Here is a 26,515-nt window from a genome sequence, read left to right on the forward strand (position 1 = left end):
CGGCGGCCAACTCTCGCTTCCGGCATCCCACGCACGTCCGCACCGGTCCTTCGGGGCTCCCAGGGCTTCTGTGCGCGCGAGCCGAACCCTCGCGCTGGATCACGGCTCAGTCTACCTTCACGCGAGGGGTGTTCCGAACCACGTCAATCGGCGGTATCGACTGGTCTAGTGGTCATCCGGCGCGCGGTGCGCCGCGGCACCCCCGGGCCCGGGTCCGGCCTGATCAGCAGCATCGACGGCGGCATCGCTGCGGATGTCGATGCGCCACCCGGTCAACCGGGCCGCCAGCCGGGCGTTCTGCCCCTCCTTGCCGATGGCCAGGGACAGCTGGAAGTCCGGCACCACGACGCGGGCCGCCCGCGCCTGCGGGTCGATCACGGTCACCGAGATGACCTTGGCCGGCGAGAGCGCGTTGGCGACGAACCGTGCCGGGTCCTCGTCGTAGTCGATGATGTCGATCTTCTCGTCGGACAGTTCGCGCATGACGTTGCGCACCCGCTGGCCCATCGGGCCGATGCAGGCGCCCTTGGCGTTGAGTCCCGAGACCTTGGAGGCGACGGCGATCTTGGATCGGTGCCCGGCCTCGCGGGCGACGGCGACGATCTCCACCGAACCCTCGGCGATCTCGGGGACCTCGAGCGCGAACAGCTTGCGCACCAGATTGGGATGGGTGCGCGACAGCCGGATCTTGGGTTCCCGGATCCCGCGCGTCACCCCGAGCACGTAGCAACGCAGCCGGTCGCCGTGGTCGTACCTCTCGCCGGGCACCTGTTCGGAGGACGGGATGACGCCCTCGGAGAACTTGGTCTCGCTGCCCATCCGCAGCACCACCTCGCCGAGCGCATTGGCGCGGGCGTTCTGCTGGATGACACCGGCGACGATGTCGCCCTCGCGGGCGGCGAATTCGCCGTAGATCTTCTCGTTCTCGGCGTCGCGGAACCGCTGCAGCATGACCTGGCGCGCCGTGGTGGCCGCGACCCGGCCGAATCCCTCAGGGGTGTCGTCCCATTCGGTGACCAGGTTGCCGTCCTCGTCGAGTTCACGCGCCATCACCTTGACCTCGCCGGTCTTGGCGTCGATGTCGATGGCGGCCTCGGCCTGATGACCCGCGGTGTGCCGGTAGGCGGTCAGCAGCGCTGACTTGATGGTGTCGAGGAGTTCTCCCGCGGGGATCCCCCGGTCGACCTCGATGGCGTGCAATGCGGCCATGTCGATATTCATGCTCAGGCCTCCGTTCCGGTTTGACCCAACAGTTCCAGCTCACGTGCACCTGGAGTTGAAAACTCGACCTGCACAACAGCTTTGGCAATATCAGCCAGCGGGATCTGGCGAACCGCCCAGTCCGACCGGACCCGGGTGATCAGTCTCAACGCGCCCCCGTCGACATCGCCGATGCGGCCCGTCAGGCCGGTGCCGTCGGCCAGCTGCAGCTCCACCTTCCGGCCGCGCGCCCGGCGGAAGTGCTTCTCGGTGGTCAACGGACGGTCGACCCCGGGCGAGCTGACCTCGAGCACGTAGCTGTCCACGACGCCGGGCAGGGCGTCGAGTCGCTCCGACGCGGCGCGGGACAATTCGGCGACGGTGTCCAGATCCAGGGCGGTGTCGCCGTCGGCGACGATGACGATCCGGGGCGGCCGGGCCGCGGTGTCGATGGTGACGTTGTCGATCTCGAAACCCGCGCGGGCGAAATCCGCGCCGAGCAGCTCGACCACCTCGGACGGAGAGGGCATTCCCCGAGACCGTTCAGTCACGACGAGCTCCTCATCTTGAATTGTCACCTGCACCTGGCCAGCCACCCACGATACGCCAGCCAAACGGGCGACCAGCCGCAAACGCAGCCGTGGCAGGATGTTGCTGTGCTGCGCCCCCGTCCCGAAACGGCCACTCTACGCAGGCGGGACGTCCTGGTCGGAGCCGCCGGACTCGCGCTGTTGACGGTCACCGCTTCGGCATGTGGCTCGTCGGAGCCGAAGGTCGATCCACTGCAGGCCGTACAGGACCAGGCCGTTGCCGACGCCGAACAGGCCCGGGCCGCCGCGGCGGCGTCCCCGCCGCCGGCTCCCCCGCTGGTGCGGGCGCTGAACCAGATCGCCGGCGAGCGCACCGAGCACGCCCGGGCCCTCGGCGTCGAGATCGCGCGGGCGGCCGGGCAGTCCGCCCCCACCGCCACGACGACCACCGCCACCACGGCCGCCACCGGGACCGGCGCCACGCCGCCGCCAACCGTCAAGGATGTCGTCGCCGCGCTACGCCGCGCCGCCGACGGCGCCGGCCAGCTGGCCGCCAGCCAGGCCGGCTACCGGGCGGGGTTGCTCGGTTCGATCGCCGCATCCTGCACCGCGTCGGCCACCGTCACGCTGAACGCACCGGCGGCCGCCCAATGACGTCCACCGAGCCGATGCCCAGCCGGCCCGACGCCGCCGATGCGGCCGCGCTGTACGACGCGCTGACCGTCGAGCACGCCACGATCTACGGCTACGGGATCGTGTCGGCGCACTCCACCGCGGACGACAACGACCTGGTGGCCGAGGCGATGAAGGTCCACCGCGCCCAGCGCGAACGGACCATCGAGTTGTTGCGGTCGCAATCGGTCACGCCGCCGCTGCCGGCGGCCGGCTACCAGCTCCCCATGGAGGTCAACGATCCGACCGACGCGGCGAACCTGGCCGTGCGGATGGAGAGCGACGCCGCGGTCGCGTGGCGTGCCGTCCTCGAACAGGCGCGCGCGGGCTCGGACGGCGACGCGGTGCGCGCCTTCGCGGTGTCGGCGTTGACGCAGTCGGCGGTGCTCACCGCGCGCTGGAAGCGCATCCTGAAGGTCTGGCCGTTGACCCAGTCCTTCCCCGGCGGCAAGGACTAGCCGAAGCCCCCCGGGGGTCAGCTCCGGACGGCGGCCTCGATCGCCGCGGCAGCCTCGTCCACGGCGATCTCGCGGTTGTCGCCGGTGAACCGATTCCGCAGCTCGACCACGCCGTTGGCCCAGCCCCGGCCCACCACGACGATCCACGGCACACCGAGCAGTTCGGCATCCTTGAACTTCACCCCTGGCGACGCGGTGCGGTCGTCGAACAACACATCCAGACCACGACGATCCAGGGCCGCAACCAATTCGGTTGCGCCCGTTCGTGCTTCGTCGTCCTTGTTGGCGATCACCAGGTGCACGTCGAACGGGGCGACGCTGGCCGGCCAGCGCAGGCCCAGCTGGTCGTGGTGCTGCTCGGCGATCACGGCCACCAGCCGGGACACACCGACACCGTAGGAGCCCATGGTCAGCCGCACCGGCTTGCCGTCCTCGCCGAGCACGTCGGCGGTGAAGGCGTCGGTGTACTTGCGCCCCAGCTGGAAGATGTGGCCGATCTCGATGCCGCGCGCACTGACCAGCGGACCGGCGCCGTCGGGCGAGGGATCGCCGTCGCGGACCTCGGCGGCCTCGATGGTGCCGTCCGGGGTGAAATCCCGCCCGGCGACCAGGCCGACGACATGCTTACCGGCTGCGTCCGCACCGGTGATCCAGCTGGTGCCGTCCACCACCCGGGGATCGACCAGATAGCGAACTCCGTTGTCCTGCAATCCCTTCGGCCCGATGTAGCCCTTGACCAGGAACGGGTTGCGGGCGAAGTCGGCGTCGTCGAGCATCGCGTACTCGGCGGGGTCCAGGGCCGCGCCCAGGCGTTTGTCGTCCACCTCGCGGTCGCCGGGGACGCCGACGGCGAGCAACTCCCAGTCCTCGGCGCCCGGTTCGCGGACCTTCAGCAGGACGTTCTTCAACGTGTCGGCGGCGGTCACCGGTCGGCCCAGGGCGCCATTGGCCCAGTCGACCAGCTTGGCGATGGTCTCGGTGCCCGGGGTGTCGTGCACCACCGCGGCCGGCAGGCCGTCCGTCGGCCGCGACTCCGGGACCCGGGTCAGCACGGCCTCGACGTTGGCGGCGTAGCCGGATTCGACGCAACGCACGAAGGTGTCCTCGCCGACCTCGCTCTCGGCCAGGAACTCTTCGGAGGCGCTGCCGCCCATCGCACCCGAAACCGCCGACACGATCACGTATTTCACGTGCAGGCGGTCGAAGATCTTCTGATAGGCCTCGCGGTGGGCGTGGTAGGCGTTCTTCAGACCACCCTCGTCGATGTCGAACGAGTACGAGTCCTTCATGATGAACTCACGGCCGCGCAGGATGCCGGCGCGCGGACGCGCCTCGTCGCGGTACTTGGTCTGGATCTGGAATAGGATCAGCGGGAAGTCCTTGTAGGAGCTGTACTCCCCCTTGACCGTCAGGGTGAACAACTCTTCGTGGGTGGGGCCCAGCAGCATGTCGTTGTCGCGACGGTCGGTCAGCCGGAACAGGTTGTCGCCGTACTCCGTCCAACGGCCCGTGGTCTCGTACGGCCCGCGCGGCAGCAGCGCCGGGAACAGGATCTCCTGCGCGCCGATCGCGACCATCTCGTCGCGGACCACGGACTCGATCTTGCGTAACACCTTCAGCCCCAGCGGCAGCCAGCTGTACAGGCCGGGCGCGATCGGCCGGACATAGCCCGCCCGGATCAGCAGCTTGTGGCTGGGGACTTCGGCGTCGGCGGGGTCGTCGCGGAGCGTGCGCAGGAACAGCTCCGACATGCGGGTGATCACAGGCGGCTAGCCTACCGGCGCGGCGGCACTCCGATCATCCGACTTCGTCTCCGGCCCCGTTGTCGGCTCGGGGTCCTTGGTCGACTCGGGGTCCTTCGTGACGTCGCCGGTCGCCTCGGGTTCCTTGGTCGATTCGGGGTCCTTCGTGACGTCCTCGGTCGCCTCGGGCTCCGTCGTCGCCTCGGGTTCGGGTTCATCGGCCGGTTGAGCCGTACGGTTCTGCGACCGGGTCGCTGCGACGTCGCGCTGCCCGACGGAAGTCTCATCGGCGGCCGCGGCTCCCGAATCGGCCGCGCCCTCCTCGAGCGGCTCCTTGCCGCTGATCGTGCGCAGCGCCCAGGCCACCGTCTGGGACCCGGCGCCCAACACGTTGGCAACTCCGCTGACCGTGTCGTGGACCGCCTGCGCCGCGGGCGAGTTGTCCACCGGAATGGCCGGGTGTTCGGTCACGGGTGTCGCGGGCTGTTCGGAGGCGACCACCGGGACCGGCACCGTCGGGGTGTAGATCGCGCCGCCGAGGATCGCCATCGACTGCGCGAACGCGGCCGGCAGCGCGTCATGCGCCTCGCGGACCTTCTCCTCCGGTATCGACCAGGCGAACTCCTTGACCTGACTGGGATCGGCCGTGCGGTCGTAGCCCATCTCGACGAAGACCCGCACGATCGGATCCAGCGCATCGACCAGGCGCTGCGCGCCCACCAGCGAGGCGGCCAGGCGCAAGGGCGCCAGCAGCGGCAGCAGGTGCGGGATGGTCACGTAGGTGGTGTTGCCCACCGTGGTGGAAACGACGTTGGATTCGGTGGGATCGTCGAACACATACCCCGGCACGACGTGTTCGAACAGGATCCCCACCAACGCGTTGGTCACCGATAGCAGGCTGAAATACGCTGGGAAATCAGCAAATCCGTCGTACTGGTTCTGGTAATACGTAGTGCGGAACGGACTGTCGGACGGACCCGGGCGGCCGAACGGGAACAGATCGCCGATCCCCTGCGCCTCACTCCACGACGTGAACCGCGACAAGATCCCGCCGTTGGGCTGATAGGGATCCCCCACCAGGACGAAGTGGTACTTGTCGGCGTTGGCGACGTACGCCGGGTCCTTCGCCATGTCGGCCCGGGCGATCTCGGCGACCTGGGTGCCCTGCGAATAGCCGATGACGGTCACCTGCGACGTGGCCGGCGTGCGCGCGAGGTCCTGTTCGAGCAGGCCCGCGCCGATCCGCTCGGACTGCTTCAGTGAATGCGGCCAGTACGGCAGATCCGAGAGCAGCGGCAGGTCCGAGATGAACGGATAGTCGAGATTGATCTGCGCGGGATACGGCACGGTGTGGAAGGTGTCCCCCGCCGGAATGACGGTGCCGTTGAACAACAGTGGGATGCTCAGGCCGAACCCGTCGAACGACGGGCCCACGCCGATCGTCGTGGCCAGCAGCCGGATCGCGCCGTGGTAGACAGGTTTCAGTGCGCCCGCCAGGCCGCCGACGAGGACGGCCACCACCACACCGACGATGAGAACCGTCTGCTGACAGCGCGGCACCACTCGACCAAGACCGTTCATCGTCCCTGCTTCCGACCCAGATGTGTCCTGCGCCACACGACGCGTCCATCGGAACGCAAAGGTACCAGCCATGCTTGGTAGTGACAAGAATCACTTCTCAGAACAAGCCTTCTTGTTCGAATTTGCGACCGTCAGCGTGCCGAGGCTGCGATACCCGCGCGGACCACCGACATGAAGCCGGCCATGTTGCCGATCAGGTCATCGACGTCGGGAGCGCCGTCCCCGGTCTCACGCTGGTGCAACCAGTCGGCGACACTCTCGAACAGTCCGCCCACGACCGACACCGCGAGCGCGTGATAGTCCACCGAATCGGTTGACACACAATTGAATTCCCGTCTCCAGAACTCCTCGATGAAACCGGCGGTCCAGCGCCGGTTCTCGCGACGCTGGCGTTCGACACGGGGGGATATGCCGGCACATTCACCGAAGGCCACGACCGCCACCCGCGGGTCGTCGACCAGTGCGTGCGCGAACACCGACAGCAACCGGTGCACCGCTTCGTCGGCATTGCCCGGAGCCTGGCTCAGCGCCTCGACCGCGCGTGTTTCGATCCGTTCGGCGATCTGCGTGAGCAATGCCAGATAGCAGTCTTCCTTGCTGTCGAACACCTCGTAGAAGGCCTTGTTGCCGACATAGGCCGTCTGGCAGATCTGCTCGATCGAGGTGTTGGCATATCCGTCGCGCGCGATCAGTTCGAACGCGGCGGTCAGGAGTTGTTCGCGGCGATGCGCCCGACGCTGCGCGGCGTCGAGCCCGCGGATGACACGTGACGACCGGCGGGCCGTCTCGCCCGATACGGCCGGCCGGTCCGGATCGGATCCGGCTGGGAGTTCAGCTGGGGATCTGGGCACGACCCGCAGTGTATCGACGCGGCTCACAGTTCCCCCGCATCGACGGCCTCGCGGGTGTGCTGGGCGCGGGCGATGTCACGGGCGGAGAACCCGATGAACAGCGCGACGACACCCACCAGCACCGCGATGGCGGCAACCCACAGCAGCGAGTACGTATAGCCGTGGCCCAGCGCGTCGAGCTGCGCCGGCGTCATGTCCTTGACCGGGCCGGTGGTGCCGCCCAGGTACAGCGTGCGGGAGGTCTGCACGGCCTGGATGACCACCAGCATCAGCGGCCCGCCCAGGTTGTAGACCATCAACGTGATCGACGAGACCGGTCCGATGTCGCGCGGATCCACCTGCGCGATGGCGCACAGCGGCAGGATCACCGAGATCAGCCCGATCCCCAGACCGCCGACGACCAGCGGGGTGACGAGGTCCGGGAAGTACGGGATGCCACGGCTGAGCGTCGAGCCGAACAGCATGGCCGCCAGCACCAGTACGCCACCGCCGAGGATCAGCCAGCGCGGTGCAATGATCGGCGCCAACCGGGTGGCCAGGATGTTGCCGACCACGAACGCCAGGGCGAACGGCATGAAGCACAGACCGGCCCGCAGCGGCGAGTAGCCCAGCACGTCCTGCACCAGCAGGCCGATCATGACGCTGAGGGTCAGCATCACCCCGCCGGCCAGGAAGTAGGCCGCGAAGGACGCGACGCGGTTGCGGTTGTCGAACACCGTCGGGGGGACCAATGGGTTGTCGGCCCGGCGTTCGATGGACCAGAACGCCAGCAGGCACACCAGCGCTGCCAGCCCGGCGCCGATCACCCACGGGTCGATCCAGCCGCGCGGGGGACCCTGCGTGAACACCAGCACTGCCGCACTGCAGCCCAGTGTCGCCAGCAGGGCGCCGGTGATGTCGAGTTTGAATCGTTCGTGCTGGGTTTCGGCGATCCGGGTGACCGCGATCCAGATGATGAGCAGGCCGATCGGCACATTCACCAGGAACGCCAGTCGCCAGGAGACGGCGGTCAGGGCACCGCCCAGCACCAGGCCGAGCACCGAACCCAGGCCCTGCATCGCGGCCGACACCGCCAGCGCCTGATTACGTGCGTGGCCGACGGCGTAGGTGGTGGCGATCAGCGCCAGGCCGGTGGGGGCGGCGACGGCGGCACCGGCGCCCTGTACGGCGCGCGCGGCGATCAACGTCCACTGGTCGTGCGCCAGACCGCAGACCAGGGACGAAATGGTGAACACCCCAACGCCGGACAGGAACGCCCGCTTGCGGCCGATGGCGTCACCGATGCGCCCGCCGAGCAGCAGCAGCCCCCCGAAGGTCAGCGCATATCCGGTGATGATCCAGCTCTTGGACGCGTCGGAGAGATCCAGGTCGGCCTGCATCCGCGGCAGCGCGACGATGGCGATGGTGCCGTCGAGGGTCGACATCAACTGCATGCCGGTGATCGCCAGGATCGCGATGCCGACGACGCTCTCCGACAGCCGGGCGCTGGCTCTCGATCCGGCGGGCATGAGACCCGACCCTACCGATCAGCGCCGACGGTCGGGCTGAGGACGCGGCGAGTCGAGGGGCCTAGAGTTCGCCGGCGTCGATCGCGTCCTTGACTTCCTGCGCGTGCGCGACCTGCTTGGCGGTGTAGCCGATGAACAACGCGGCGCCGCCGACGAGGACGGCCACCGCCGCCACCCACAGCAGGCCGTACGTGTAGCCCGCGTCCAGCGCCGCGATCTGCGCGTCGTTCATGTTCTTGACCGGGCCGGTGGTGCCGCCCAGGTACAGGGTGCGCGAGGTGATGACGGCCTGGATGACGGCCAGTACCACCGGGCCGCCGAGGTTCTGCAGCATCAGGGCGATGGCCGAAACGGGTCCGATCTGGTCGAAGCCGACACCGGCGATGGCCGATACCGTCAGCGGGACCACGATCATGCCGATGCCGAAGCCGCCGACCACGATCGGGATGACCAGGTTCGGGAAGTACGGGATGCCACGGTTGAGCGTCGAGCCGTAGATCATCGCCGCCAGCACCATGATGCCGCCGCCGATCACCAGCACCCGGGGCGAGAAGATCGACACCAGGTGCGAGGACAGGCCCAGGCCGACGCCGAGTGCGATGACGAACGGGATGAACGAGATGCCGGCGCGTAGCGCGGTGTAGCCCATGATGTCCTGCACGTACAGGCCGATGAGCACCGTCAGGGTGAACATGACGCCGCCGGCCAGGAAGATCGCCGAGAAGGTGGCCAGCCGGTTGCGGTCCTTGAACAGGGCGAACGGCACGACGGGGTTCTCGGCGGTGCGTTCGACGATCACGAACGCGACGCCAGCGGCCAGCGCCACCGCCGCGGAGACCAGGGTGAGCGGGGCCAGCCAGCCGTTCTCCGGGCCCTGGGTGAACCCGAACACGGCGGCCGTGCAGCCCAGCGTCGCCAGCAGTGCGCCGGCGGCGTCGAGCTTCATCCGCTCCTTGTGGGTCTCGCGCAGCGTGGTGCGGGCCAGGTAGATCATCACCAGGCCGATCGGGATGTTCACCAGGAAGGCCAGTCGCCAGGACACCTCGACCAGCGCGCCGCCGACCACCAGGCCCATCACCGAACCGATGCCGGTCATGGCCGCGAACACGGCCGTCGCCGCGTTGCGCGCCGGGCCCTTGGGGAATGTGGTGGCCACCAGCGCCAGGCCGGCCGGGCTGGCGATCGCGGCGCCGACGCCCTGCAGCAGCCGGGCGATGACCAGGGTGGCCTCGTCCCAGGCGACGCCGCAGAGCACGGAGGCGATGGTGAACAGCGCGACACCGACGATGAAGGTCCGCTTGCGGCCGATGGTGTCGCCGAGCCGCCCGCCGAGCAGCATCAGGCCGCCGAAGGTGAGCACGTAGGCCGTGATGACCCAGCTGCGGCCGGCGTCGGACAGGGAGAGCTCGTCCTGGATCTTCGGCAGCGCCACGATCGCGACGGTGCTGTCCATGGTCGCCAGCAGCTGCATGCCGCCGATGGCGACCACCGCGGCGATGAACCGGTAGGACGGCAGCCACGCCGGGTAGAACCGGCCCAGCTGGGATCCAGGCTCCTGAGTTGGCACGGGCAGGTCACGGTCGCGCGGTGCGGTCCGGGCGGCAGCCGCCACCCGCTCTGCATCGTTGAGAGCCGTCATAGCGGGCTACCCTACAGTAATCTTAAGAGAAGTTTAAAGACTCGCAGGTGGGACCGAGTCCTAACCGAGACCCGCCCCGACGTCCACAACAGGGCCGATCACGATGATCGCCGGCGGTCGGATTCCCTGCGCCACCATCTCCTCGGCCGCCCCGGCCAGCGTCGTCCGCAGCACCCGCTGCCGGGTGGTCGCGCCGTGCTGGACCACCAGCACCGGGGTCTCCCCGGGCCGGCCGCCGTCCATCAGCGCCGTCGCGAACAGGCCGATCCGTTCGACGGCCATGAGCAGCACGATCGTGCCCGACAGCGCCGCCAGGGCCGGCCAGTTCACCAGTGAATCCGGGTGGTCGGGCGCGAGGTGTCCGCTGACCACGACGAACTCGTGGTTGACGGCGCGGTGGGTGACGGGGACGCCGGCCAGTGCCGGCACCCCGATCGCGCTCGTGACGCCGGGAACCACTGTGACGGGGATCCCGGCTTCGGCGCACGCGAGGACTTCCTCATATCCGCGGGCGAACACGAACGGATCGCCGCCCTTGAGCCGCACGACGAACTTGCCGGCCCGGGCGCGGTCGATCAGGACGTCGTTGATGGCCTCCTGGGCCATCGCGCGGCCATAGGGCACCTTCGCGGCGTCGATCACCTCGACGTCCGGCGGCAGTTCGGCCAGCAGTTCCGGCGGCGCCAGGCGGTCGGCCACCACCACGTCGGCGTGCGCGAGCAGGCGCCGGCCGCGCACGGTGATCAGTTCGGGGTCGCCGGGCCCGCCGCCGACGAGCGCGATGCTGCCCTTCAGGTCGGCCAACTCCGCCCCGGGGGTGATGAGTCCCTGCTGCAGCGCCTCGTGGATGGCGGTGCGGATGGCCGCGCTGCGGCGGTGCTCACCGCCGGCCAGCACCCCGACCGAGAGCCCGTCGTGGTCGAAGGTGGCGGGCGTGACCGCGCTGCCCTCACGGGCGATGTCGGCGCGGACGCAGAAGATCTGGCGGCGATCCGCCTCGGCCACCACGGCAGCGTTGACGGCCGGGTCGTCGGTGGCGGCGATCGCGTACCAGGCGTCGGCCAGGTCGCCGTCGCGGTAGTCCCGCAGCACCAGGGTGATGCCGGCCATCGACTCGACGGCGGGCGTCGCGGCCCGCGTGACGACGTGCACGTCGGCGCCGGTGGACACCAACAGCCCGAGCCGGCGCTGCGCCACCGTGCCGCCGCCGACCACGACGACCTTCTTACCGGCCAGTCGCAGCCCGACGAGGTAGGCGTTCTCGATCACCCGGCGAGCTTAGATGCCGCGGCGTGTGCGACGAACCGGCGCACCGCGCCGGCGTCGGCGGCCGGATGGGTGTGCAGGTACGACGCGTGTATGCCCGCGTGCACGGCGCCCTCCTGCACCGATTCGGAACCGGCGCCGCGAAACGCCCACGCCGACGGGTATTCCTGCGTGAAATCGACTGTGGTGCGGTGGAATTCGTGTCCGTTCACCCGCTGCCCCACGGTGTGCACCGAGGACTCGGTGACGGCGACGGCGTCGCGGTAGCCCAGGGTCAACCGGTCGGTGAACCGGGCCGAACCGTGCAGTACGTCACACATGGGATGGCCGTCGAGGTCGGTCATCAGATACGTCAGCCCGGCGCACTCGGCGTGTATCGGGGCCCGGCGGGCCAATGCGCCGATGTCGGCTCGCAGTGCGTCGTTGCCGGACAGTTCGCCGGGATACTGCTCGGGGAAACCGCCCGGCAGCACGAGGGCCGCGGTGCCGTCGGGAAGGCGTTCGGTCATCGGATCGAATTCGACGACGCGCGCCCCCGCCGCGCGCAATAGTTCGGGGTGTTCGGCGTAGCCGAAGCTGAAGGCGGGTCCGGCGGCGACCGCCACCACGGGTGCACCGCTGACCGGTTCGCCGACCACGCCGGGGTGCCACGGCGCGGCGGGCACCCGCGCGCCGGCCAGGGCCGCGACGGCGGCGAGGTCGACGTGCCGGGTGATCAGGCCGGTCATCGCGGCCACCGCGGCGGTGGCCCGGCGGCCGTGTTCGACGGCGGTGATCAGGCCCAGGTGGCGGGACGGCACGGCGATCTCGTCGACGCGCGGCACGGCGCCGAGCACCGCGATCCCGGCGGACTCACAGGCCTGCCGCAGCACCTGTTCGTGCCGCGGCGATCCGACCCGGTTGAGGATCACGCCGCCGACGCGGGTCGCCGTGTCGAACGTCGAGAACCCGTGCAGCAGTGCGGCGATGCTGTGGCTCTGGCCGCGCGCATCCACCACCAGGACCACCGGAGCACCGATCAGGCCGGCGACATGGGCGGTGGATCCTGTTGCCACCGTTGCTGTTCCGGCCTCGATACGGCCGTCGAACAACCCCATCACACCTTCGACCACGGCGATGTCGGCGTCGTCGCTGCCGTGCCGGTAGAGCGGGCCGACCAGCTCCTGGCCGACCAGCACGGGGTCCAGATTGCGGCCCGGCCGGCCGGTGGCCAGCGCGTGGTAGCCGGGGTCGATGAAGTCGGGGCCCACCTTGAAGCCGGCCACCGTATGTCCGGCGGCGCGCAGCGCACCCATGAGACCCGTTGCGATGGTGGTCTTCCCGCTGCCGGACGCCGGGGCGGCGATCACGACGGCCGGGGTGGTCACCGGCCGTCTCGATTCCGCGAGCGTCCGCATTTGTACGCGGCGGCCGGCGTGTCGGTGTACAGACACGGCCGCTCGCGGGAGAAAGAGCTCACCATTCGATGCCCTTCTGGCCCTTGCGGCCGGCATCCATGGGGTGCTTGATCTTGGTCATCTCGGTCACCAGGTCGGCGGCCTCGAGCAATTCCGGCGGCGCGTCCCGGCCGGTGATCACGACGTGCTGGTTGCCCGGACGGTTGCGCAGAACCTCGACCACTTCCGCGGTGTCCACCCACCCCCACTTCAGCGGGTAGGTGAATTCGTCGAGCACATAGAACCCGTGCTGCTGTCCGGCGAGCCGCCGGGCGATCTCCGCCCAGCCCTCGACGGCCGCGGCGGCGTGGTCGGCCTCGTCGCCGGGCTTACGGGACCACGACCAGCCGGCGCCCATCTTGTGCCACTCGACGGGCGCGCCGGCGCCGTACTCCTCGTGCAACCGGTCCAGGGCGCGAAAAGCGTTCTCCTCGCCCACTTTCCACTTCGCACTCTTGACGAACTGGAACACCGCGACCGAGAGGCCGGCGTTCCAGGCGCGCAGGGCCATCCCGAACGCGGCCGTCGATTTGCCCTTGCCGGCGCCGGTGTGCACCGCGAGCAGCGGCGCGTTGCGGCGGGCCCGGGTGGTCAGCCCGTCGTCGGGGATCTCGCTTGGGCGGCCCTGTGGCATGTGGGTACCTCCGCTCAGGCGACGGCTCGGACGGCGTGACTCAGGTGGTCGGCCCGCAGCTGCTCGAGCCGCAGCACCGGCGCACCCAGCCAGCCGGCGAGTTCGCCGGCCAGGCCGAGCCGGATGTAGGACGTCTCGCAGTCGACCACCACTGCCGCGGCCCCTTCGGCCAGCAGGCGAGCGGCAGCAATTCGGCTGCGGCCCAACGGATCCGGACCGCCGGTCGCCCGACCGTCGGTGAGCACCACCACCAGGGCGCGCCGCGAGGGGTCACGGACCTTCTGCCGGGCCACCAGATCGCGCGCGGCCAGCAGTCCGGCCGCCAGTGGCGTCCTGCCGCCGGTGTCGAAACGGGCCAGCCGGCGTCCGGCGATGTGCGCCGACGATGTCGGCGGCAGCAGCACGCCGGCCTCGCTGCCCCGAAAGGTGATGACCGCCACCTGATCCCGGCGCTGATAGGCGTCGCGCAACAGGGACAGCGCCGCTCCGCTGACCGCGGACATCCGGTCGCGGGCGGCCATCGACCCCGAGGCGTCGACGACGAAGACCACCAGGTTGCCCTCGCGGCCCTCGCGCAGGGCGCGCCGGACATCCTGCACGGCCGGACGCACCGCGCCGCGCGCCGGCGATCGGCCGGCGGCGGCCAGCAGGGTCGCGAACAGGTGCAGACCGTCACCGGAGTCGTCGGGGCTGACGGCCACCACCGCTCCGGCGCGGTTGCGGGCCCGCGAACGCCGGCCGGGTGCCCCCTCTCCCACGCCCGGGATCCGCAGCGCGCGGGTCTTGAACACCGCGGACGGTGGCGCGCTGGGCCGCGCGGCCGCCGGTGCCGATGCAGCCGAATTCCCCTCGGGTGCTTGGGTTTCCGGGTCCCGCTGACCACCGCCGGGCGGATCGGGATCCGGGTCGGGATCGGGTTCCGGCGCTGCGCCGGCGTCGGCCAGCGCCTGATCCAGCGTGTCGCGATCCAGCCCGGGCTCGTCGAAGGGGTCGCGGCGGCGGCGGTGCGGCAGCGCGAACTCGGCGGCCACCCGGATGTCGTCCACGCTCACGGCATCGGCGCCGCGCCAGGCGGCGTGCGCGACTGCCGTGCGGGCCACCACCAGATCCGCGCGCATCCCGTCGACGTCGAACGCGGCACACAGCGCGGCGATCTGGCGCAGCTCGTCGTCGCCCAGGACCACATCAGCCACCCGCTCCCGCGCGGCCGCGATGCGTTCGGCCAGTGCGGCCTCCTCGTCGGCGTAGCGGGCGCCGAACGCGGCCGGATCAGCCTCGTAGGACATCCGCGCGCGGATGACCGAGGTGCGTACGTCGACGTCGCGGGACGCCCGGACGTCGACGGTCAGACCGAACCGGTCCAGCAATTGCGGGCGCAGCTCCCCCTCTTCGGGATTCATCGTGCCGATCAGCAAGAAACGCGCGTCGTGCGAATGGGATACGCCGTCGCGCTCGATGTGCACCCGGCCCATCGCGGCGGCGTCGAGCAGGACGTCCACCAGATGGTCGTGCAGCAGGTTGACCTCGTCGACGTAGAGGACGCCGCCGTGGGCCCGGGCCAGCAGGCCCGGCGAGAAGGCGTGCTCGCCCGCGGCGAGCACCTTCTGCAGATCCAGCGATCCGATGACCCGGTCCTCGGTGGCGCCGATGGGCAGCTCGACCAGCCCGGAGTCCCCGATGGCCGCCAGCAGCCCGGCCAGACCGCGCACGGCGGTGGACTTGGCGGTGCCCTTCTCGCCGCGGATCAGCACACCGCCGATCTCCGGGCGGATGGCGCACAGGATCAGCGCGAGCCGGAGCTCGTCGTGGCCGACGATGGCGGTGAACGGGTACGCCGGGTTCGGCGAGCGGCGTTGTTCCGCGAGCACGAGGCCCGGCGAATTCGGATCGGCGGGGTTCATGACTGGCGCCCGGGCCGGACCATCGCGATGTGCGGGATGCCGTCCTCGAGGAACTCCGCGCCGTCGGTGACGAATCCGTGCCGGCCGTACATCTCGGCGAGGTAGGTCTGCGCATCGATCCGGCACTCGTAGGCGCCGACCTCGGCCAGCGCCGCGGCCAGCAACCGGTGGGTGTGCCCGTGGCCACGGTGCTCCCGCTTGGTGCAGACGCGGCCGATCCGGAACGCCTTGTCGCCGCCGGTGTGCTCCTCCATCAGCCGCAGGGTGCTGACCACCGTCGCCGTTCCGGCCGCCGCCGGCTCCTCGAGCCAGAAATGCCGGGTCTCGGCCAGCAGATCACGCCCGTCGAGTTCGGGATACGGGCAGGCCTGTTCGACGACGAAGACCTCGACCCGCAGTTTGAGCAGTTCGTACAGGGTGGCGGCATCCACATCGGGAGCCCGCAGGCGGCGCAGGGCGACCGTCACAGGCCGAGCACCCGGGTGCCCCAATCCCATACCTCGGTGAACAGGCCCGGCTCGTCGGACAGTTTGGCGCCCAGCGACGGGATCATCTCCTTGAGCCGGGGCTGCCAGGCGGTGGCGTACCGGTCGGCGAAGCAACGTTCCAGCACGTCCAACATGGCCGGGACCGCGGTGGAGGCGCCCGGCGAGGCACCGAGCAGGCCGGCGATGCTGCCGTCGGCCGCACTGAGCACGGTGGTCCCGAACTCGAGCGTGCCGCCCAGCCCGGATTCCTTCGGCTTGATCACCTGCACGCGCTGACCGGCCACCGACAGGTCCCAGTCGGAGTCGACGGCGCTGGGCGCGAATTCGCGCAACGTGTCCACCCGGGCCCCGGGCGACAGCGTCAGCTGGCCGAGCAGGTAGTTGACCAGGCTCATCTGGGTCAGCCCGACCCCGATCATGGAGGCCAGGTTGTCGGGCTTCACGCTGCCCGGCAGATCGGTGATGTGTCCCTGCTTGAGGAACTTGGGCGACCAGCCGGCGAACGGCCCGAACAGCAGCCAGGATTTGCCGTTGATGATGCGGGTGTCCAGGTGCGGCGCCGACATCGGCGGTGCGCCCAGCGGCGGGAAGCCATACACCTTGGCGACGTGCTGGGCGGTCAGTGCCGGGTTGGAGGTCCGCAGGAACTGGCCGCCGACGGGGAACCCGCCGTAACCCTTGGACTCCTTGATGCCCGACTTCTGCAGGAGGTGCAGCGCGTCGCCGCCGGCGCCGACGAACACGAAGCGGGCGTTGATCCGCTGGGTCTCACCGGTGCGGCGATTGCGGACCTTCAGCGTCCAGGTGCCGTCGGACTCGCGGGACAGGTCGCGAACCTCGTTGCCGAACAGCGCGGTGGTGCCGTTGCGCACGCCGTAGCCGATCAGCTGCTTGGACAGCGACCCGAAGTCGATGTCGGTGCCGTCGGTGGTCCAGTTCAGGGCGACGGGGTCGGAGAAGTCGCGCCCGGCAGCCATGAACGGCAGCCGGCGGGCGAACTCGTCGGCGCCGTCGATGAACTCCATGCCCGCGAACAACGGGTTGGACACCAGCGCGTCACGGCGGCGGCGCAGGTAGTCCACGCGGTCGGCGCCGTGCACGAACGACACGTGCGGCACCGGGTTGAGGAAGCTGCGCACATCGGTGAGCACCCCGTTCTCCACGGCGTGCGCCCAGAACTGCCGCGACACCTGGAACTGCTCGTTGACGTTGACGGCCTTGGCGATGTCGATGGAACCGTCGGCGTTCTCGGGGGTGTAGTTGAGCTCGCACAGCGCCGAGTGCCCGGTGCCGGCGTTGTTCCAGGGGTCGCTGCTCTCGGCCGCGGCGCCGTCGAGGCGCTCGATCATGGTGATGGACCAGTCCGGTTCCACCAGGCGGAGCAGGGCACCGAGGGTCGAGCTCATGATGCCCGCGCCGATGAGAACGACGTCGGTCTTGGCAACAGAAGTCACGATTGCCAGGTTATCCCGCGACGTGCCGAGAATCCCAGGCAGCCGCCCTGAGTCATCGACCACAGCAGCTCCCGCCGGTTGCCGAATCGATAGAGTGACCGGTGTGACGGCATGGGAACCCGATCTCCTGGACGGCTACCACCAACACACCGTCGAACTCGGCGCCGACCCGCTGGGCGAGGGTGACCTGCTGGCCACCGTGGTCCGCCGGGGGCCGGCCCGGCCGGCGCGCCGAGCGGTCCTCGCGGTGCACGGATACACTGACTATTTCTTCAACATCGAACTGGCCGACCGGTTCGCCGCCCACGATCTCGCGTTCTACGCGCTGGACCTGCACAAGTGCGGCCGGTCCTGGCGCGAGGGCCAGACCCCGCACTTCGCCACGGACCTCGCGGAGTACCACCGCGAGCTGGAGCGCGCGGTGGCGATCATCGCCAGCGAGACCGACGGCGCCGACATCTGGGTCTACGGGCATTCCGCCGGCGGCCTGATCGTGACGTTGTGGCTGGACCGGCTGCGCGAGCGCGGGCTGACCGCGGCGCTGGGCGTTGCCGGGCTGATCCTCAACAGCCCGTTCCTCGACCTGCACGGCCCGGCCATCCTTCGGACCGCGCCGACGGCGGCCGCGCTGATCGCGCTGGCCAAGGTGCGCCGAACCTCGGTGGTCCGCAAGCCGACCGAGGGCGGGTACGGCACGACCCTGCACCGCGACTACGGCGGCGAGTTCGACTACGACCTGACGCTCAAGCCGCTCGGCGGGTTTCCCGTCACGTTCGGCTGGATCAATGCCGTCCGGCGCGGCCAGGCCAGGTTGCATCGCGGCCTGGATGTCGGGGTGCCCAATCTGATCCTGCGTTCAGATCACAGCGTGGCCGAGACCAGCATCAAGCCGGGCGCGGCCCCGGATGCGATCCAGCGCGGGGACGCCGTGCTGGACGTGACGCAGATCGCGCGGTGGGCGGGCTGCATCGGGGGTACGCACACCACTGTGGCACCGGTGCCGGACGCCAAGCACGACGTCTTCCTGTCGCTGGCGGGGCCGCGCACGGCCGCCTACCTCGAACTCGACCGGTGGCTGGACCGCTTCCTGGACCGCTAGAAGGGATCTGCTGTGCAGCATTTCGATCTGACCATCATCGGAACCGGTTCGGGCAACAGCATTCTCGACGATCGGTATGCCGGCATGCGCGTGGCGATCTGCGAGCAGGGCACCTTCGGCGGCACCTGCCTGAACGTGGGCTGTATCCCGACGAAGATGTTCGTCTACGCCGCCGAGGTGGCTGCGACGGTGCGCGACGCCGCCCGGTTCGGTGTCGACGCGCACGTCGACGGGGTGCGTTGGGGTGACATCGTCTCGCGGGTGTTCGGCCGGATCGACCCGATCGCGCTGGGCGGCGAGCGCTACCGCCGGTCCTCCCCCGACGTCACGGTGTTCGACGTGCACACCCGGTTCGGCCCGACGCGTCCCGATGGCCGCTACCTGTTGCGCACCGAGGACGGGACGGAGTTCACGTCGGACAAGGTGGTGCTGGCCGCCGGCGCCCGGTCGGTGATCCCGCCGGCAATTGCGCAGAGCGACATCACCTTTCATACCAGCGACACCATCATGCGGCTGCCGGAACTGCCCGCGCACCTGGTGATCGTCGGGGGCGGCTTCGTCGCCGCGGAGTTCGCGCACGTGTTCGCGGCGCTGGGTTCGAAGGTGACCCTGGTATTGCGCGGTTCGACGCTGCTGTCGCACTGCGACGACGACATCGGGGAACGGTTCACCGATATCGCCGCGCGCAAGTGGGGAGTGCACAGCCACCGCACGGTGGTCGGAGGTACCGGTACCACCCTGGAACTCGACGGCGGTTCGACGCTGCACGGCGACGCGATCCTGGTCGCCACCGGCCGCACCCCCAACGGCGACCTGCTGGACGCACAACTGGCCGGCGTCGAGGTCACCGACGGCGGGCAGGTCGTGGTCGACGAATACCAACGCACCGCGGCGCGAGGCGTTTTCGCGCTCGGCGACGTCAGCTCGGACTACCAGCTCAAGCACGTCGCCAACCACGAGGCCCGGGTGGTGCGGCACAATCTGCTGCAGGACTGGGACGACACGGACGCGTTGATGTCCTCCGATCACCGGTTCGTGCCGGCCGCGGTGTTCACCGATCCTCAGATCGCCTGGGTCGGGATGACCGAGAATGAGGCCCGCGCAAAGGGTTTGGACATCAAGGTCAAGATCCAGGATTTCGGCGACGTGGCCTACGGCTGGGCGATGGAGGACACCACGGGCATCTGCAAGATCATCGTCGAGGCCGGCAGTGGCGGGCTCGTGGGCGCGCACATCATGGGCCATCAGGCGTCGACCCTGATCCAGCCGCTGATCCAGGCGATGAGTTTCGGGCTGGACGGCCAGACCATGGCCCGCGGACAGTACTGGATCCACCCGGCACTGCCCGAGGTGATCGAGAACGCGCTGCTGGACCTGTGCGGCGAACCGCAGTGGCCACCGGCGCGGCGGCACTGAATCAGCCGACGAGATCGCCGAGGTTGTCCCGGAGCCAAATCGGGGGCGCCCACCTCGCGCGCCACCGCCAGGCGGCGCAGCTGCAGCAGCGCGATGCGCGGGTGGTCGACGGCGTAGCCACGCGGCGCGGTGCGCAGCGCGTCGTCACGCCACGTTCTCGTCGTAGCGGCGCTTGTTGGCCGTCCACCACTGCTTGGTGTTGTTCTCTGCGGATCGTACGAGATGGCGCTCGGCCTACCCGGCGGGAACGGTCCAGCGCTCCTCGATGCGGCCGAACCGCCAGACCAGGGCGGCGATCAACCAGGTCACCGCGAACAACCCGACTATCGCAAACCCGACGAATTCCAGATTCGCCGAACCGAGTACCGCCAGCGGACCCGATTCGATCCCGAGCCGGTCGGCCAACAGGCCGGCCAGCACGATCACGCCGATCACCAGGGCCACCACCACCGAGAGCACCGTCACGGTGAGGTTGTAGAACACCTTGCGGATCGGCCGCAGGAATGCCCATCCATAGGCGCGGGCCATGAAGATGCCGTCGGCGGCGTCGAACAGGCTCATCCCGGCCGCGAACAGCACCGGCAATACCAGCACCGCATACCAGGGCAGGGTGAACGCCGCGGTCCCCGCCGCCAGCACCAGCAGTGCGACCTGGGTGGCCGTGTCGAAGCCCAGCCCCATGAGCAGGCCGACCGGGTACAGGTGCCAGGGCTTGTCGACCCGGCGCATCACCCTGGACAGCAGCCGGGCCATGAAGCCGCGGTTGTCCAGCTGGCGCTCCAGTTCGGCCTCGTCCAGCTCGCCGTTACGCATCGCACGGAACACCTTGGCGATCCCGACGACGGCGAACAGGTTGGTCAGGCCGATCAGGATCAGGAACGTCCCGGCCACCACCGACCCGATCAGGCCGAGCGTCTGCAGCATCGGTGAACCGTCGTCCTGCACCGGGCCGACCAGCGCGCGCACACCGATGGCCAATAGGAACGCCAGCGCGAAGACGACGCTGGAGTGGCCCAGCGAGAACCAGAACCCGGCCGACAGCGACCGTTTACCCTCGCCGACGAGCTTGCGGGTGGTGTTGTCGATCACGGCGATGTGATCGGCGTCGAACGCGTGCCGGACACCCAGCAGATAGGCCGTCACTCCGAGGCCGATCCCGAAGACTCCGGCCGAACCGAGCGTGATGTGTTGGGGCGCAACGCCGAACACCAGAACACCCCAGCCGAACACGTGCAGGGCCAGCACCACCGCCCCCATCGAGGCCATCGTCGTCCAGTCCGTACGGTCGAATCGGGGGGCGCTCATGGGTCGACCCTATGAGGCCGGTGAATATATGTCTAGCTGTTCACATGTTCAGGTTGGCGCCTGGCCGATCGGGCGGCTCCGGCCGCGATAGGGTGCTGCACGTGAGCGGGCGGCCAGTCGGGAAGCGGCGTGCGGGCGGCGCGCTCGTTGCCGCATCCTCGGCAGCACTCGTGACGGTGGCCCATACCGCCGCCGGTGGCGTCGTCCCCCGCGGTGGTGCCCTCAGCCTGGCGATCCTGCTCTGCGCATCGGTGGGCACCTTGTTCAGCGGGATCCGGCCGACCTCAGCCGGCAACCGGGCGCTGACCCTAGTGGCCGCGATGGCCGTCACCCAGCTGGTCGGCCACCTGGCGCTGACGATCACCGACCACCACCACGGCGGCCCGGCGTTCACCCCACAGATGATCGCGGCCCACGCGGCAGCAGCGGTGTTGCTCGGCCTCGCGATCGCGGCGGTAGAGCATCTGACAGCGGTCGCCGGCTCGATCCTGTGCTGGCTGCGCCTGGTACTCAACAGATCGCCGCAACCGGTCCCGCGCTCGATCATCTTCTGGGCCAAGGGCATTGCCGCACGAGCTGTCCTACGGTGCCAGGGCCTGGGGATGCGGGCACCGCCGAGACCCGTCGCCGGCTAACTCTCCGACCCGCCGACCACTGTCGGCGTCACCGATCACCTTCCGCGCTCGCCGCTACCCATGCGCCGAGCGCCGTCCGCGTGTGTGACGCCGTCGTCCCCAATCCGAACCAAAGGTGCTGCACCCATGACCCTGTCCGAGAACACCCATAACGCCACCGAACCGATGTCACCGGCTCCACGTGCGTGGCGCCCGTTGATCGCCCGACTCCACTTCTATGCCGGCGTCCTGGTGGCGCCGTTCATCCTGGTCGCCGCCGTCACCGGCGGTCTCTACGCGCTGAGCCCGACCATCGAACGGTTCGTCCACGCCGACGAACTTCACGTCGAACCATCCGGAACTCCCCTGCCCATCCACGACCAGGTGGCTGCGGCGGCCGCCGCGTTCCCTGGTCTGACGGTCACCGGCCTACGGCCCGCGGCCAACGGCACCGATTCGACCAGGGTCTACATCTCCGATCCAGCCCTGGACGACGAACACCGGCGCGCCGTGTTCGTGGACCCGTACACCGGCCGGGTACTCGGCGACGAGGTCACCTGGTTCGGCTACCTGCCGCTGAGCACCTGGCTCGATGGGCTGCATCGCCACCTGAATCTTGGTGAGCCGGGTCGCATCTACAGCGAGATCGCGGCGTCCTGGCTGTGGGTGGTCGCACTCGGCGGGCTCTACCTATGGGTGGCTCGTGCCGCCCGGCAACGCGTCCGCACCGGGCGGGTCCGGCTGCTGACGGTCGACCGCCGCGCCGCCGGCCGATCCCGCACGCTCAACTGGCACGGCGCGACCGGCGTGTGGCTGCTGGCCGCGCTGCTGTTCCTGTCGGCCACCGGGATCACCTGGTCCACATACGCCGGGGCGCACGTGACCGAACTCCGCTCGGCACTGAATTGGGAACGCCCACAGCTTGATTCGGCGTTGCCCACCGCCGGAACCGAGATCCCGGACTCCGCTATCGATCATGACGCGGTGGTGCGAGCGGCGCAGTGGGCCGGCGTGCATTTCCCGGTCGAGATCACGCTGCCCAGCGCGCCCGGCGAGGGCGTCGCCGTCACCGAGATCGACAAGCCCTACCGATTGACCACCAATGCCGCGACGGTCGACCCGGCCGATCTGACGGTCACCAGCACCGTCGACTACTGGCGCGACTACTCGCTGATGGCCAAGTTGGCCGACTGGGGCATCCGCGCCCATATGGGCTTCTTGTTCGGGCTTCTCAACCAGCTACTTCTGTTCGGCGTCGCGGTCGGCCTGGTCGCGGTCATCGTTCACGGCTACCGAATGTGGTGGCAACGCCGGCCGACACGTGGCACCGACTGGGCGGTGGGCCGGCCACCCAGTCGTGGCGCGCTGCGCCGGTTGCATCCCGCGGGGATCGCGTTACTGGCCGCCGGCACGTTGGCGGTCGGCTGGTTCCTACCGCTGCTGGGCATCCCGCTGGCGGGATTCCTGGTCGCAGACATCGCGATCGGCATGATGCGGCGCCGGAGATGACCGTCAGCTGTGCCGGGCGCCGATCCAGTGCAGCAGATCGTGCACGGTCTCGTCCTCGAGCCGGTAGCAGACCTGCCGCCCGACGCGCTCGCTGCCGACCCAGCCCTGCTGACGCAGCACCCGCAGCGCCTGCGAGACCGCATTCTCCGAACGGTTCAGCGCGGCCGCCAGATCGCTGACGCAGATACCGGGTGCGCGGTGCAGGCTGAGCAGGATCTCCAGGCGATGCGGATCGGACAGCAGGTCGAAGCGCTGCGCCCACCCGGCCGTGTCGACGTCGGTCAGCGCTGTGGTGGCCCTGTGCACCTGGTCCGCGCCGGCGTTCATGGTCCGAATCTAGTCCAGGAACCCGTGCAACAGGGCAGCCGAACCGCCGACGTGGCTGCACATCGCCGAACCGGCCGCCTCGGCGTCCCCGGCCAGGATGGCGATGACGATGGCCTCGTGCTGCTCGTTGGAGTGCGCGATGTTGCGCGCCAGCAGCGGGATCTGGTCCAGCAGCGCGTTCAGGCGCATCCGGTTCTCGGCCACCAGCGGCACCAGCGAGGGCGACCCGGCGGCCTCGGCGACGGCCAGGTGCAGCCGGGAGTCCAGCCGCCGGTAGTCGTCGAGGCCCGCGTCGCGGACATCGGCCAGCCGCGACCACAGCCCCTCCCGTTCGGCGGCGGTCAGGGTCCGGGTGGCCGCCATCCGCGCGGCACCCACCTCGAGGATCTCGCGTAGCCGCAGGGCGTCGTCGATCTCCGCCCGGGTGAACCGCGGGGTGTCGGCCGACAGCGCGGGGATCTGCTCGGCCAGGAAGGTGCCGCCGTAGCGGCCGCGTTTGGACACCAGGTAACCCGCATCGGCCAGGCTCTTGATCGCCTCGCGGACCGTGTCGCGCGAAACCCCCAGCCGCGCGGCCAGTTCGCGCTCGGGCGGCAGCGACTCTCCGGGAGCCAGGACACCGAGCCGGATCGTCTGCAGCAGCCGCCCCACGGTCTCCTCGAACGCGTTGCCGAGCCGCACCGGGCGCAGCAGCGCCCCACCGGCGGGTGCGGGATCGTGGGCGGCGGTCATGGTCGGCGGTTCTACAGCGGCGTGACGTAGGCCGAGCTGATGCCGCCGTCGACCAGGAACGTCGAACCGGTGATGAACGACGAGTCGTCGGAGGCCAGGAACGCGACCGCGGCCGCCAACTCCTCCGGTTCGGCGAAGCGGCCGAGCGGGATGTGCACCAGCCGGCGCGCCGCGCGTTCGGGATCCTTGGCGAACAGTTCCTGCAGCAGCGGCGTGTTCACCGGGCCCGGGCACAGCGCATTGACCCGGATACCCTGCCGGGCGAACTGCACCCCGAGCTCCCGCGACATCGCCAGCACGCCGCCCTTGGATGCGGTGTAGGAGATCTGCGAGGTGGCCGAACCCATCACCGCGACGAACGACGCGGTGTTGATGATCGAGCCGCGCTGCGCGGGAACCATGTGCCGCAGCGCGGCGCGGCAGCACAGGTACACGCTCTTGAGGTTGATGTCCTGGACCTTCTGCCAGGCGGGCAGTTCGGTGTTCTCGATCAGGTCGTCATCCGGCGGGCTGATACCGGCGTTGTTGAAGGCGATGTCGACTCCGCCGTGCACCTTGAAAGCGGTGTCGAACAGGTTGTTCACCGCGTCCTCGTCGGCAACGTCGACCTGGACGAACGTCACGTTCAGTTCGTCGGCGACGGCCTTGCCCGTCGTCGGGTCGATGTCGCCGATGACGACGACCGCGCCCTCGGCCCGCATCCGCTTCACCGCGGCCAGGCCGATGCCGCTGGCACCGCCGGTCACGACGGCGACCTTGTCCTTGAGCCGCTGCGTCAGATCCATCTACTGCTCTCCCATCGCGAAGAAGACGTTCTTGGTCTCGGTGAAGTGTTCCGGGGCGTCCGGTCCGAGTTCGCGGCCGAGCCCGGACTGCTTGAACCCGCCGAACGGGGTGTTGTACCGGACCGACGAGTGCGAGTTGACGCTGAGGTTGCCGGCCTCGACGGCCCGCGACACCCGCAGCGCCCGGGACAGGTTGTCGGTCCAGATCGACCCGGACAGACCGTATTCGGTGGCATTGGCCAGGGCGATGGCATCGGCCTCGTCGTCGAACGGCAGCACGGCGACCACCGGCCCGAAGATCTCCTCGCTGACGGTGCGGTCGGTGCGCTGCGGGGTCAGCACGGTGGGCGCGAACCAGTAGCCGGGCCCGCTCGGGGCGGAACCCCGGAATGCAACGGGGGCGTCGTCGGGCACATAGGCGGCCACCGACTCCCAGTGCGGTCTGGACACCAGCGGGCCCATTTCGGTGTCCCGCGCGGCCGGATCCCCCACCACGACGCCCTTGACGGCCGGCTCGAGCAATTCCATGAACCGGTCATAGACGTTGCGCTGCACCAGGATCCGGCTGCGCGCGCAGCAGTCCTGCCCCGCGTTGTCGAACACGCCGTAGGGCGCCGTGGCGGCCGCCTTCTCCAGATCGCAGTCGTCGAAGACGATGTTGGCGCTCTTGCCGCCCAGTTCCAGCGTGACCCGCTTGATCTGCTTGGCCGCCCCCGCCATGACCTGCGTGCCGACCTCGGTGGATCCGGTGAACACCACCTTGCGGACGTCGGGGTGAGTGACGAAGCGGTCCCCGATCACCGATCCGCGGCCCGGCAGCACCTGGAAGAGGTCCGGGTCCAGGCCGGCCTCGACGGCGAGCTCGCCGATGCGCAGCGTGGTCAGCGGGGTCCATTCGGCGGGTTTGACCAGCACGGCATTACCGGCCGCCAGGGCAGGCGCGAACCCCCATGACGCGATCGGCATCGGGAAGTTCCACGGCGTGATGATCCCGACCACCCCGAGCGGCTCGTGGATGGTCACGTCGAGGCCACCGGACACCGGAATCTGCTTGCCGCTCAACCGTTCCGGGGCCGCCGCGTAATACTGGAGCACATCGCGTACGTGGCCGGCCTCCCATTCGGCGGCGCTGATGGGGTGCCCGGAATTGGCCACTTCCAGCTCGGCCAACTCGTCGACGTGGGCGTCGACGACGGCCGCGAACGACCGCAGCGCGGCGGCCCGCTCGGCGGGTGCCGCCGCGGCCCAGCGCTTCTGGGCCGCCGTGGCGCGGGCCACCGCGTCGTCGACGGCGTCGAGACCGAGACGGTCGACGGTGCGCAGCACCTCCTCGGTGGCCGGATTGATCACCTCGGTGACCATGCTGGA

The 26,515-nt window shown here is 69.7% G+C and carries 24 protein-coding genes; 6 read left to right on the top strand and 18 right to left on the bottom strand.

Annotated features, from left to right (window positions below):
* Window positions 1-165: 165 nt before the first annotated feature.
* A complete protein-coding gene (gene nusA, locus U0R18_RS06110) occupies window positions 166-1,221 on the bottom strand; it encodes a transcription termination factor NusA (RefSeq protein ID WP_526366933.1) in 1,056 nt (351 codons plus the stop codon).
* Window positions 1,222-1,223: 2 nt separating this feature from the next.
* Entirely contained in the window at window positions 1,224-1,730 is a 507-nt protein-coding gene (rimP, locus tag U0R18_RS06115; protein ID WP_526367467.1) for a ribosome maturation factor RimP, read from the bottom strand.
* Window positions 1,731-1,856: 126 nt separating this feature from the next.
* Here rimP and U0R18_RS06120 point away from each other — a divergent pair, with 126 nt between their 5' ends.
* Window positions 1,857-2,384 carry a hypothetical protein gene (locus U0R18_RS06120; RefSeq protein ID WP_526366935.1) on the top strand — a complete coding sequence of 176 codons (528 nt, stop codon included), beginning with the start codon at window positions 1,857-1,859 and terminating at the stop codon, window positions 2,382-2,384.
* Window positions 2,381-2,860 (top strand): ferritin-like domain-containing protein, encoded by a 480-nt coding sequence (locus tag U0R18_RS06125; protein ID WP_526366937.1) that lies wholly within the window; start codon window positions 2,381-2,383, stop codon window positions 2,858-2,860. Before U0R18_RS06120 ends, U0R18_RS06125 begins: the two co-directional genes overlap by 4 nt.
* A gap of 17 nt (window positions 2,861-2,877) precedes the next feature.
* Here the strand turns inward: U0R18_RS06125 and U0R18_RS06130 are convergent, their stop codons facing one another.
* The 11 genes from U0R18_RS06130 to mqo all read right to left on the bottom strand — a co-directional run bounded on the left by U0R18_RS06130 (window position 2,878) and on the right by mqo (window position 17,312).
* Window positions 2,878-4,623, bottom strand: a complete 1,746-nt coding sequence (locus U0R18_RS06130) for a proline--tRNA ligase (RefSeq protein WP_526366939.1) — start codon at window positions 4,621-4,623, stop codon at window positions 2,878-2,880.
* A 6-nt stretch (window positions 4,624-4,629) separates the two neighbouring features.
* On the bottom strand, window positions 4,630-6,183 hold the full coding sequence (locus U0R18_RS06135) for a PE-PPE domain-containing protein (RefSeq protein ID WP_526366941.1): 1,554 nt from the start codon (window positions 6,181-6,183) through the stop codon (window positions 4,630-4,632).
* A 131-nt stretch (window positions 6,184-6,314) separates the two neighbouring features.
* Window positions 6,315-7,034 carry a TetR/AcrR family transcriptional regulator gene (locus U0R18_RS06140; RefSeq protein ID WP_526366943.1) on the bottom strand — a complete coding sequence of 240 codons (720 nt, stop codon included), beginning with the start codon at window positions 7,032-7,034 and terminating at the stop codon, window positions 6,315-6,317.
* A 23-nt stretch (window positions 7,035-7,057) separates the two neighbouring features.
* Entirely contained in the window at window positions 7,058-8,542 is a 1,485-nt protein-coding gene (locus U0R18_RS06145; RefSeq protein ID WP_526366945.1) for an MFS transporter, read from the bottom strand.
* Between the two features lie 61 nt (window positions 8,543-8,603).
* Window positions 8,604-10,181 (bottom strand): MFS transporter, encoded by a 1,578-nt coding sequence (locus tag U0R18_RS06150; protein WP_526366947.1) that lies wholly within the window; start codon window positions 10,179-10,181, stop codon window positions 8,604-8,606.
* Between the two features lie 60 nt (window positions 10,182-10,241).
* Window positions 10,242-11,450 carry a uroporphyrinogen-III C-methyltransferase gene (gene cobA / locus U0R18_RS06155; protein WP_526366949.1) on the bottom strand — a complete coding sequence of 403 codons (1,209 nt, stop codon included), beginning with the start codon at window positions 11,448-11,450 and terminating at the stop codon, window positions 10,242-10,244.
* Window positions 11,447-12,814: a cobyrinic acid a,c-diamide synthase CobB gene (locus U0R18_RS06160; RefSeq protein ID WP_526366951.1), complete on the bottom strand. Its 1,368-nt coding sequence runs from the start codon at window positions 12,812-12,814 to the stop codon at window positions 11,447-11,449. Before U0R18_RS06160 ends, cobA begins: the two co-directional genes overlap by 4 nt.
* 88 nt (window positions 12,815-12,902) lie before the next feature.
* Window positions 12,903-13,517, bottom strand: a complete 615-nt coding sequence (gene cobO, locus U0R18_RS06165) for a cob(I)yrinic acid a,c-diamide adenosyltransferase (protein WP_526366953.1) — start codon at window positions 13,515-13,517, stop codon at window positions 12,903-12,905.
* Window positions 13,518-13,531: 14 nt separating this feature from the next.
* Complete coding sequence (locus tag U0R18_RS06170) at window positions 13,532-15,418, bottom strand: magnesium chelatase subunit D family protein (protein WP_526366955.1); 1,887 nt, start codon at window positions 15,416-15,418, stop codon at window positions 13,532-13,534.
* Window positions 15,415-15,885: a GNAT family N-acetyltransferase gene (locus U0R18_RS06175; RefSeq protein ID WP_526366957.1), complete on the bottom strand. Its 471-nt coding sequence runs from the start codon at window positions 15,883-15,885 to the stop codon at window positions 15,415-15,417. Before U0R18_RS06175 ends, U0R18_RS06170 begins: the two co-directional genes overlap by 4 nt.
* On the bottom strand, window positions 15,882-17,312 hold the full coding sequence (mqo, locus tag U0R18_RS06180) for a malate dehydrogenase (quinone) (protein WP_526367469.1): 1,431 nt from the start codon (window positions 17,310-17,312) through the stop codon (window positions 15,882-15,884). Before mqo ends, U0R18_RS06175 begins: the two co-directional genes overlap by 4 nt.
* 151 nt (window positions 17,313-17,463) lie before the next feature.
* On the opposite strand from mqo, the gene U0R18_RS06185 reads away from it, so the two are divergent.
* Window positions 17,464-18,459 (top strand): alpha/beta hydrolase, encoded by a 996-nt coding sequence (locus U0R18_RS06185; RefSeq protein ID WP_526366959.1) that lies wholly within the window; start codon window positions 17,464-17,466, stop codon window positions 18,457-18,459.
* Window positions 18,460-18,471: 12 nt separating this feature from the next.
* Entirely contained in the window at window positions 18,472-19,875 is a 1,404-nt protein-coding gene (gene mtr / locus U0R18_RS06190; RefSeq protein WP_526366961.1) for a mycothione reductase, read from the top strand.
* Window positions 19,876-20,109: 234 nt separating this feature from the next.
* Here mtr and nicT read toward each other — a convergent pair whose 3' ends face one another.
* Window positions 20,110-21,180, bottom strand: a complete 1,071-nt coding sequence (nicT, locus tag U0R18_RS06195; RefSeq protein WP_526366963.1) for a Nickel transporter NicT — start codon at window positions 21,178-21,180, stop codon at window positions 20,110-20,112.
* Between the two features lie 101 nt (window positions 21,181-21,281).
* Between nicT and U0R18_RS06200 the strand changes: the two genes are divergently transcribed.
* Window positions 21,282-21,815 carry a hypothetical protein gene (locus tag U0R18_RS06200; protein ID WP_526366965.1) on the top strand — a complete coding sequence of 178 codons (534 nt, stop codon included), beginning with the start codon at window positions 21,282-21,284 and terminating at the stop codon, window positions 21,813-21,815.
* Window positions 21,816-21,941: 126 nt separating this feature from the next.
* A complete protein-coding gene (locus U0R18_RS06205; protein WP_526366967.1) occupies window positions 21,942-23,303 on the top strand; it encodes a PepSY domain-containing protein in 1,362 nt (453 codons plus the stop codon).
* Window positions 23,304-23,306: 3 nt separating this feature from the next.
* On the opposite strand, the gene U0R18_RS06210 is transcribed toward U0R18_RS06205, so the two are convergent.
* The 4 genes from U0R18_RS06210 to U0R18_RS06225 are packed head-to-tail and all read right to left on the bottom strand — an operon-like array spanning window position 23,307 to window position 26,509.
* The gene (locus tag U0R18_RS06210; protein WP_526366969.1) at window positions 23,307-23,630 is read right to left on the bottom strand and encodes an ArsR/SmtB family transcription factor; all 324 of its coding nucleotides are present in this window, start codon (window positions 23,628-23,630) and stop codon (window positions 23,307-23,309) included.
* Between the two features lie 9 nt (window positions 23,631-23,639).
* Complete coding sequence (locus U0R18_RS06215) at window positions 23,640-24,362, bottom strand: FadR/GntR family transcriptional regulator (protein ID WP_526366971.1); 723 nt, start codon at window positions 24,360-24,362, stop codon at window positions 23,640-23,642.
* A gap of 11 nt (window positions 24,363-24,373) precedes the next feature.
* Window positions 24,374-25,147 (bottom strand): 3-oxoacyl-ACP reductase, encoded by a 774-nt coding sequence (locus U0R18_RS06220; RefSeq protein ID WP_526366973.1) that lies wholly within the window; start codon window positions 25,145-25,147, stop codon window positions 24,374-24,376.
* Window positions 25,148-26,509 carry an aldehyde dehydrogenase family protein gene (locus U0R18_RS06225; protein ID WP_526367471.1) on the bottom strand — a complete coding sequence of 454 codons (1,362 nt, stop codon included), beginning with the start codon at window positions 26,507-26,509 and terminating at the stop codon, window positions 25,148-25,150.
* Window positions 26,510-26,515: the final 6 nt, after the last annotated feature.

The organism is Mycobacterium sp. (assembly GCF_046330795.1).
Classification (GTDB): Bacteria; Actinomycetota; Actinomycetes; order Mycobacteriales; family Mycobacteriaceae; genus Mycobacterium.

Excerpts from the sequence above, each read along its gene's own strand:
- nusA (WP_526366933.1), bottom strand. The coding sequence starts at position 1,221 with ATGAATATCGACATGGCCGCATTGCACGCCATCGAGGTCGACCGGGGG.
- rimP (WP_526367467.1), bottom strand. The coding sequence starts at position 1,730 with ATGCCCTCTCCGTCCGAGGTGGTCGAGCTGCTCGGCGCGGATTTCGCC.
- U0R18_RS06125 (WP_526366937.1), top strand. The coding sequence starts at position 2,381 with ATGACGTCCACCGAGCCGATGCCCAGCCGGCCCGACGCCGCCGATGCG.
- U0R18_RS06135 (WP_526366941.1), bottom strand. The coding sequence starts at position 6,183 with ATGAACGGTCTTGGTCGAGTGGTGCCGCGCTGTCAGCAGACGGTTCTC.
- U0R18_RS06145 (WP_526366945.1), bottom strand. The coding sequence starts at position 8,542 with ATGCCCGCCGGATCGAGAGCCAGCGCCCGGCTGTCGGAGAGCGTCGTC.
- U0R18_RS06150 (WP_526366947.1), bottom strand. The coding sequence starts at position 10,181 with ATGACGGCTCTCAACGATGCAGAGCGGGTGGCGGCTGCCGCCCGGACC.
- cobO (WP_526366953.1), bottom strand. The coding sequence starts at position 13,517 with ATGCCACAGGGCCGCCCAAGCGAGATCCCCGACGACGGGCTGACCACC.
- U0R18_RS06170 (WP_526366955.1), bottom strand. The coding sequence starts at position 15,418 with ATGAACCCCGCCGATCCGAATTCGCCGGGCCTCGTGCTCGCGGAACAA.
- mqo (WP_526367469.1), bottom strand. The coding sequence starts at position 17,312 with ATGAGCTCGACCCTCGGTGCCCTGCTCCGCCTGGTGGAACCGGACTGG.
- nicT (WP_526366963.1), bottom strand. The coding sequence starts at position 21,180 with ATGAGCGCCCCCCGATTCGACCGTACGGACTGGACGACGATGGCCTCG.
- U0R18_RS06205 (WP_526366967.1), top strand. The coding sequence starts at position 21,942 with ATGACCCTGTCCGAGAACACCCATAACGCCACCGAACCGATGTCACCG.
- U0R18_RS06210 (WP_526366969.1), bottom strand. The coding sequence starts at position 23,630 with ATGAACGCCGGCGCGGACCAGGTGCACAGGGCCACCACAGCGCTGACC.
- U0R18_RS06215 (WP_526366971.1), bottom strand. The coding sequence starts at position 24,362 with ATGACCGCCGCCCACGATCCCGCACCCGCCGGTGGGGCGCTGCTGCGC.
- U0R18_RS06220 (WP_526366973.1), bottom strand. The coding sequence starts at position 25,147 with ATGGATCTGACGCAGCGGCTCAAGGACAAGGTCGCCGTCGTGACCGGC.
- U0R18_RS06225 (WP_526367471.1), bottom strand. The coding sequence starts at position 26,509 with ATGGTCACCGAGGTGATCAATCCGGCCACCGAGGAGGTGCTGCGCACC.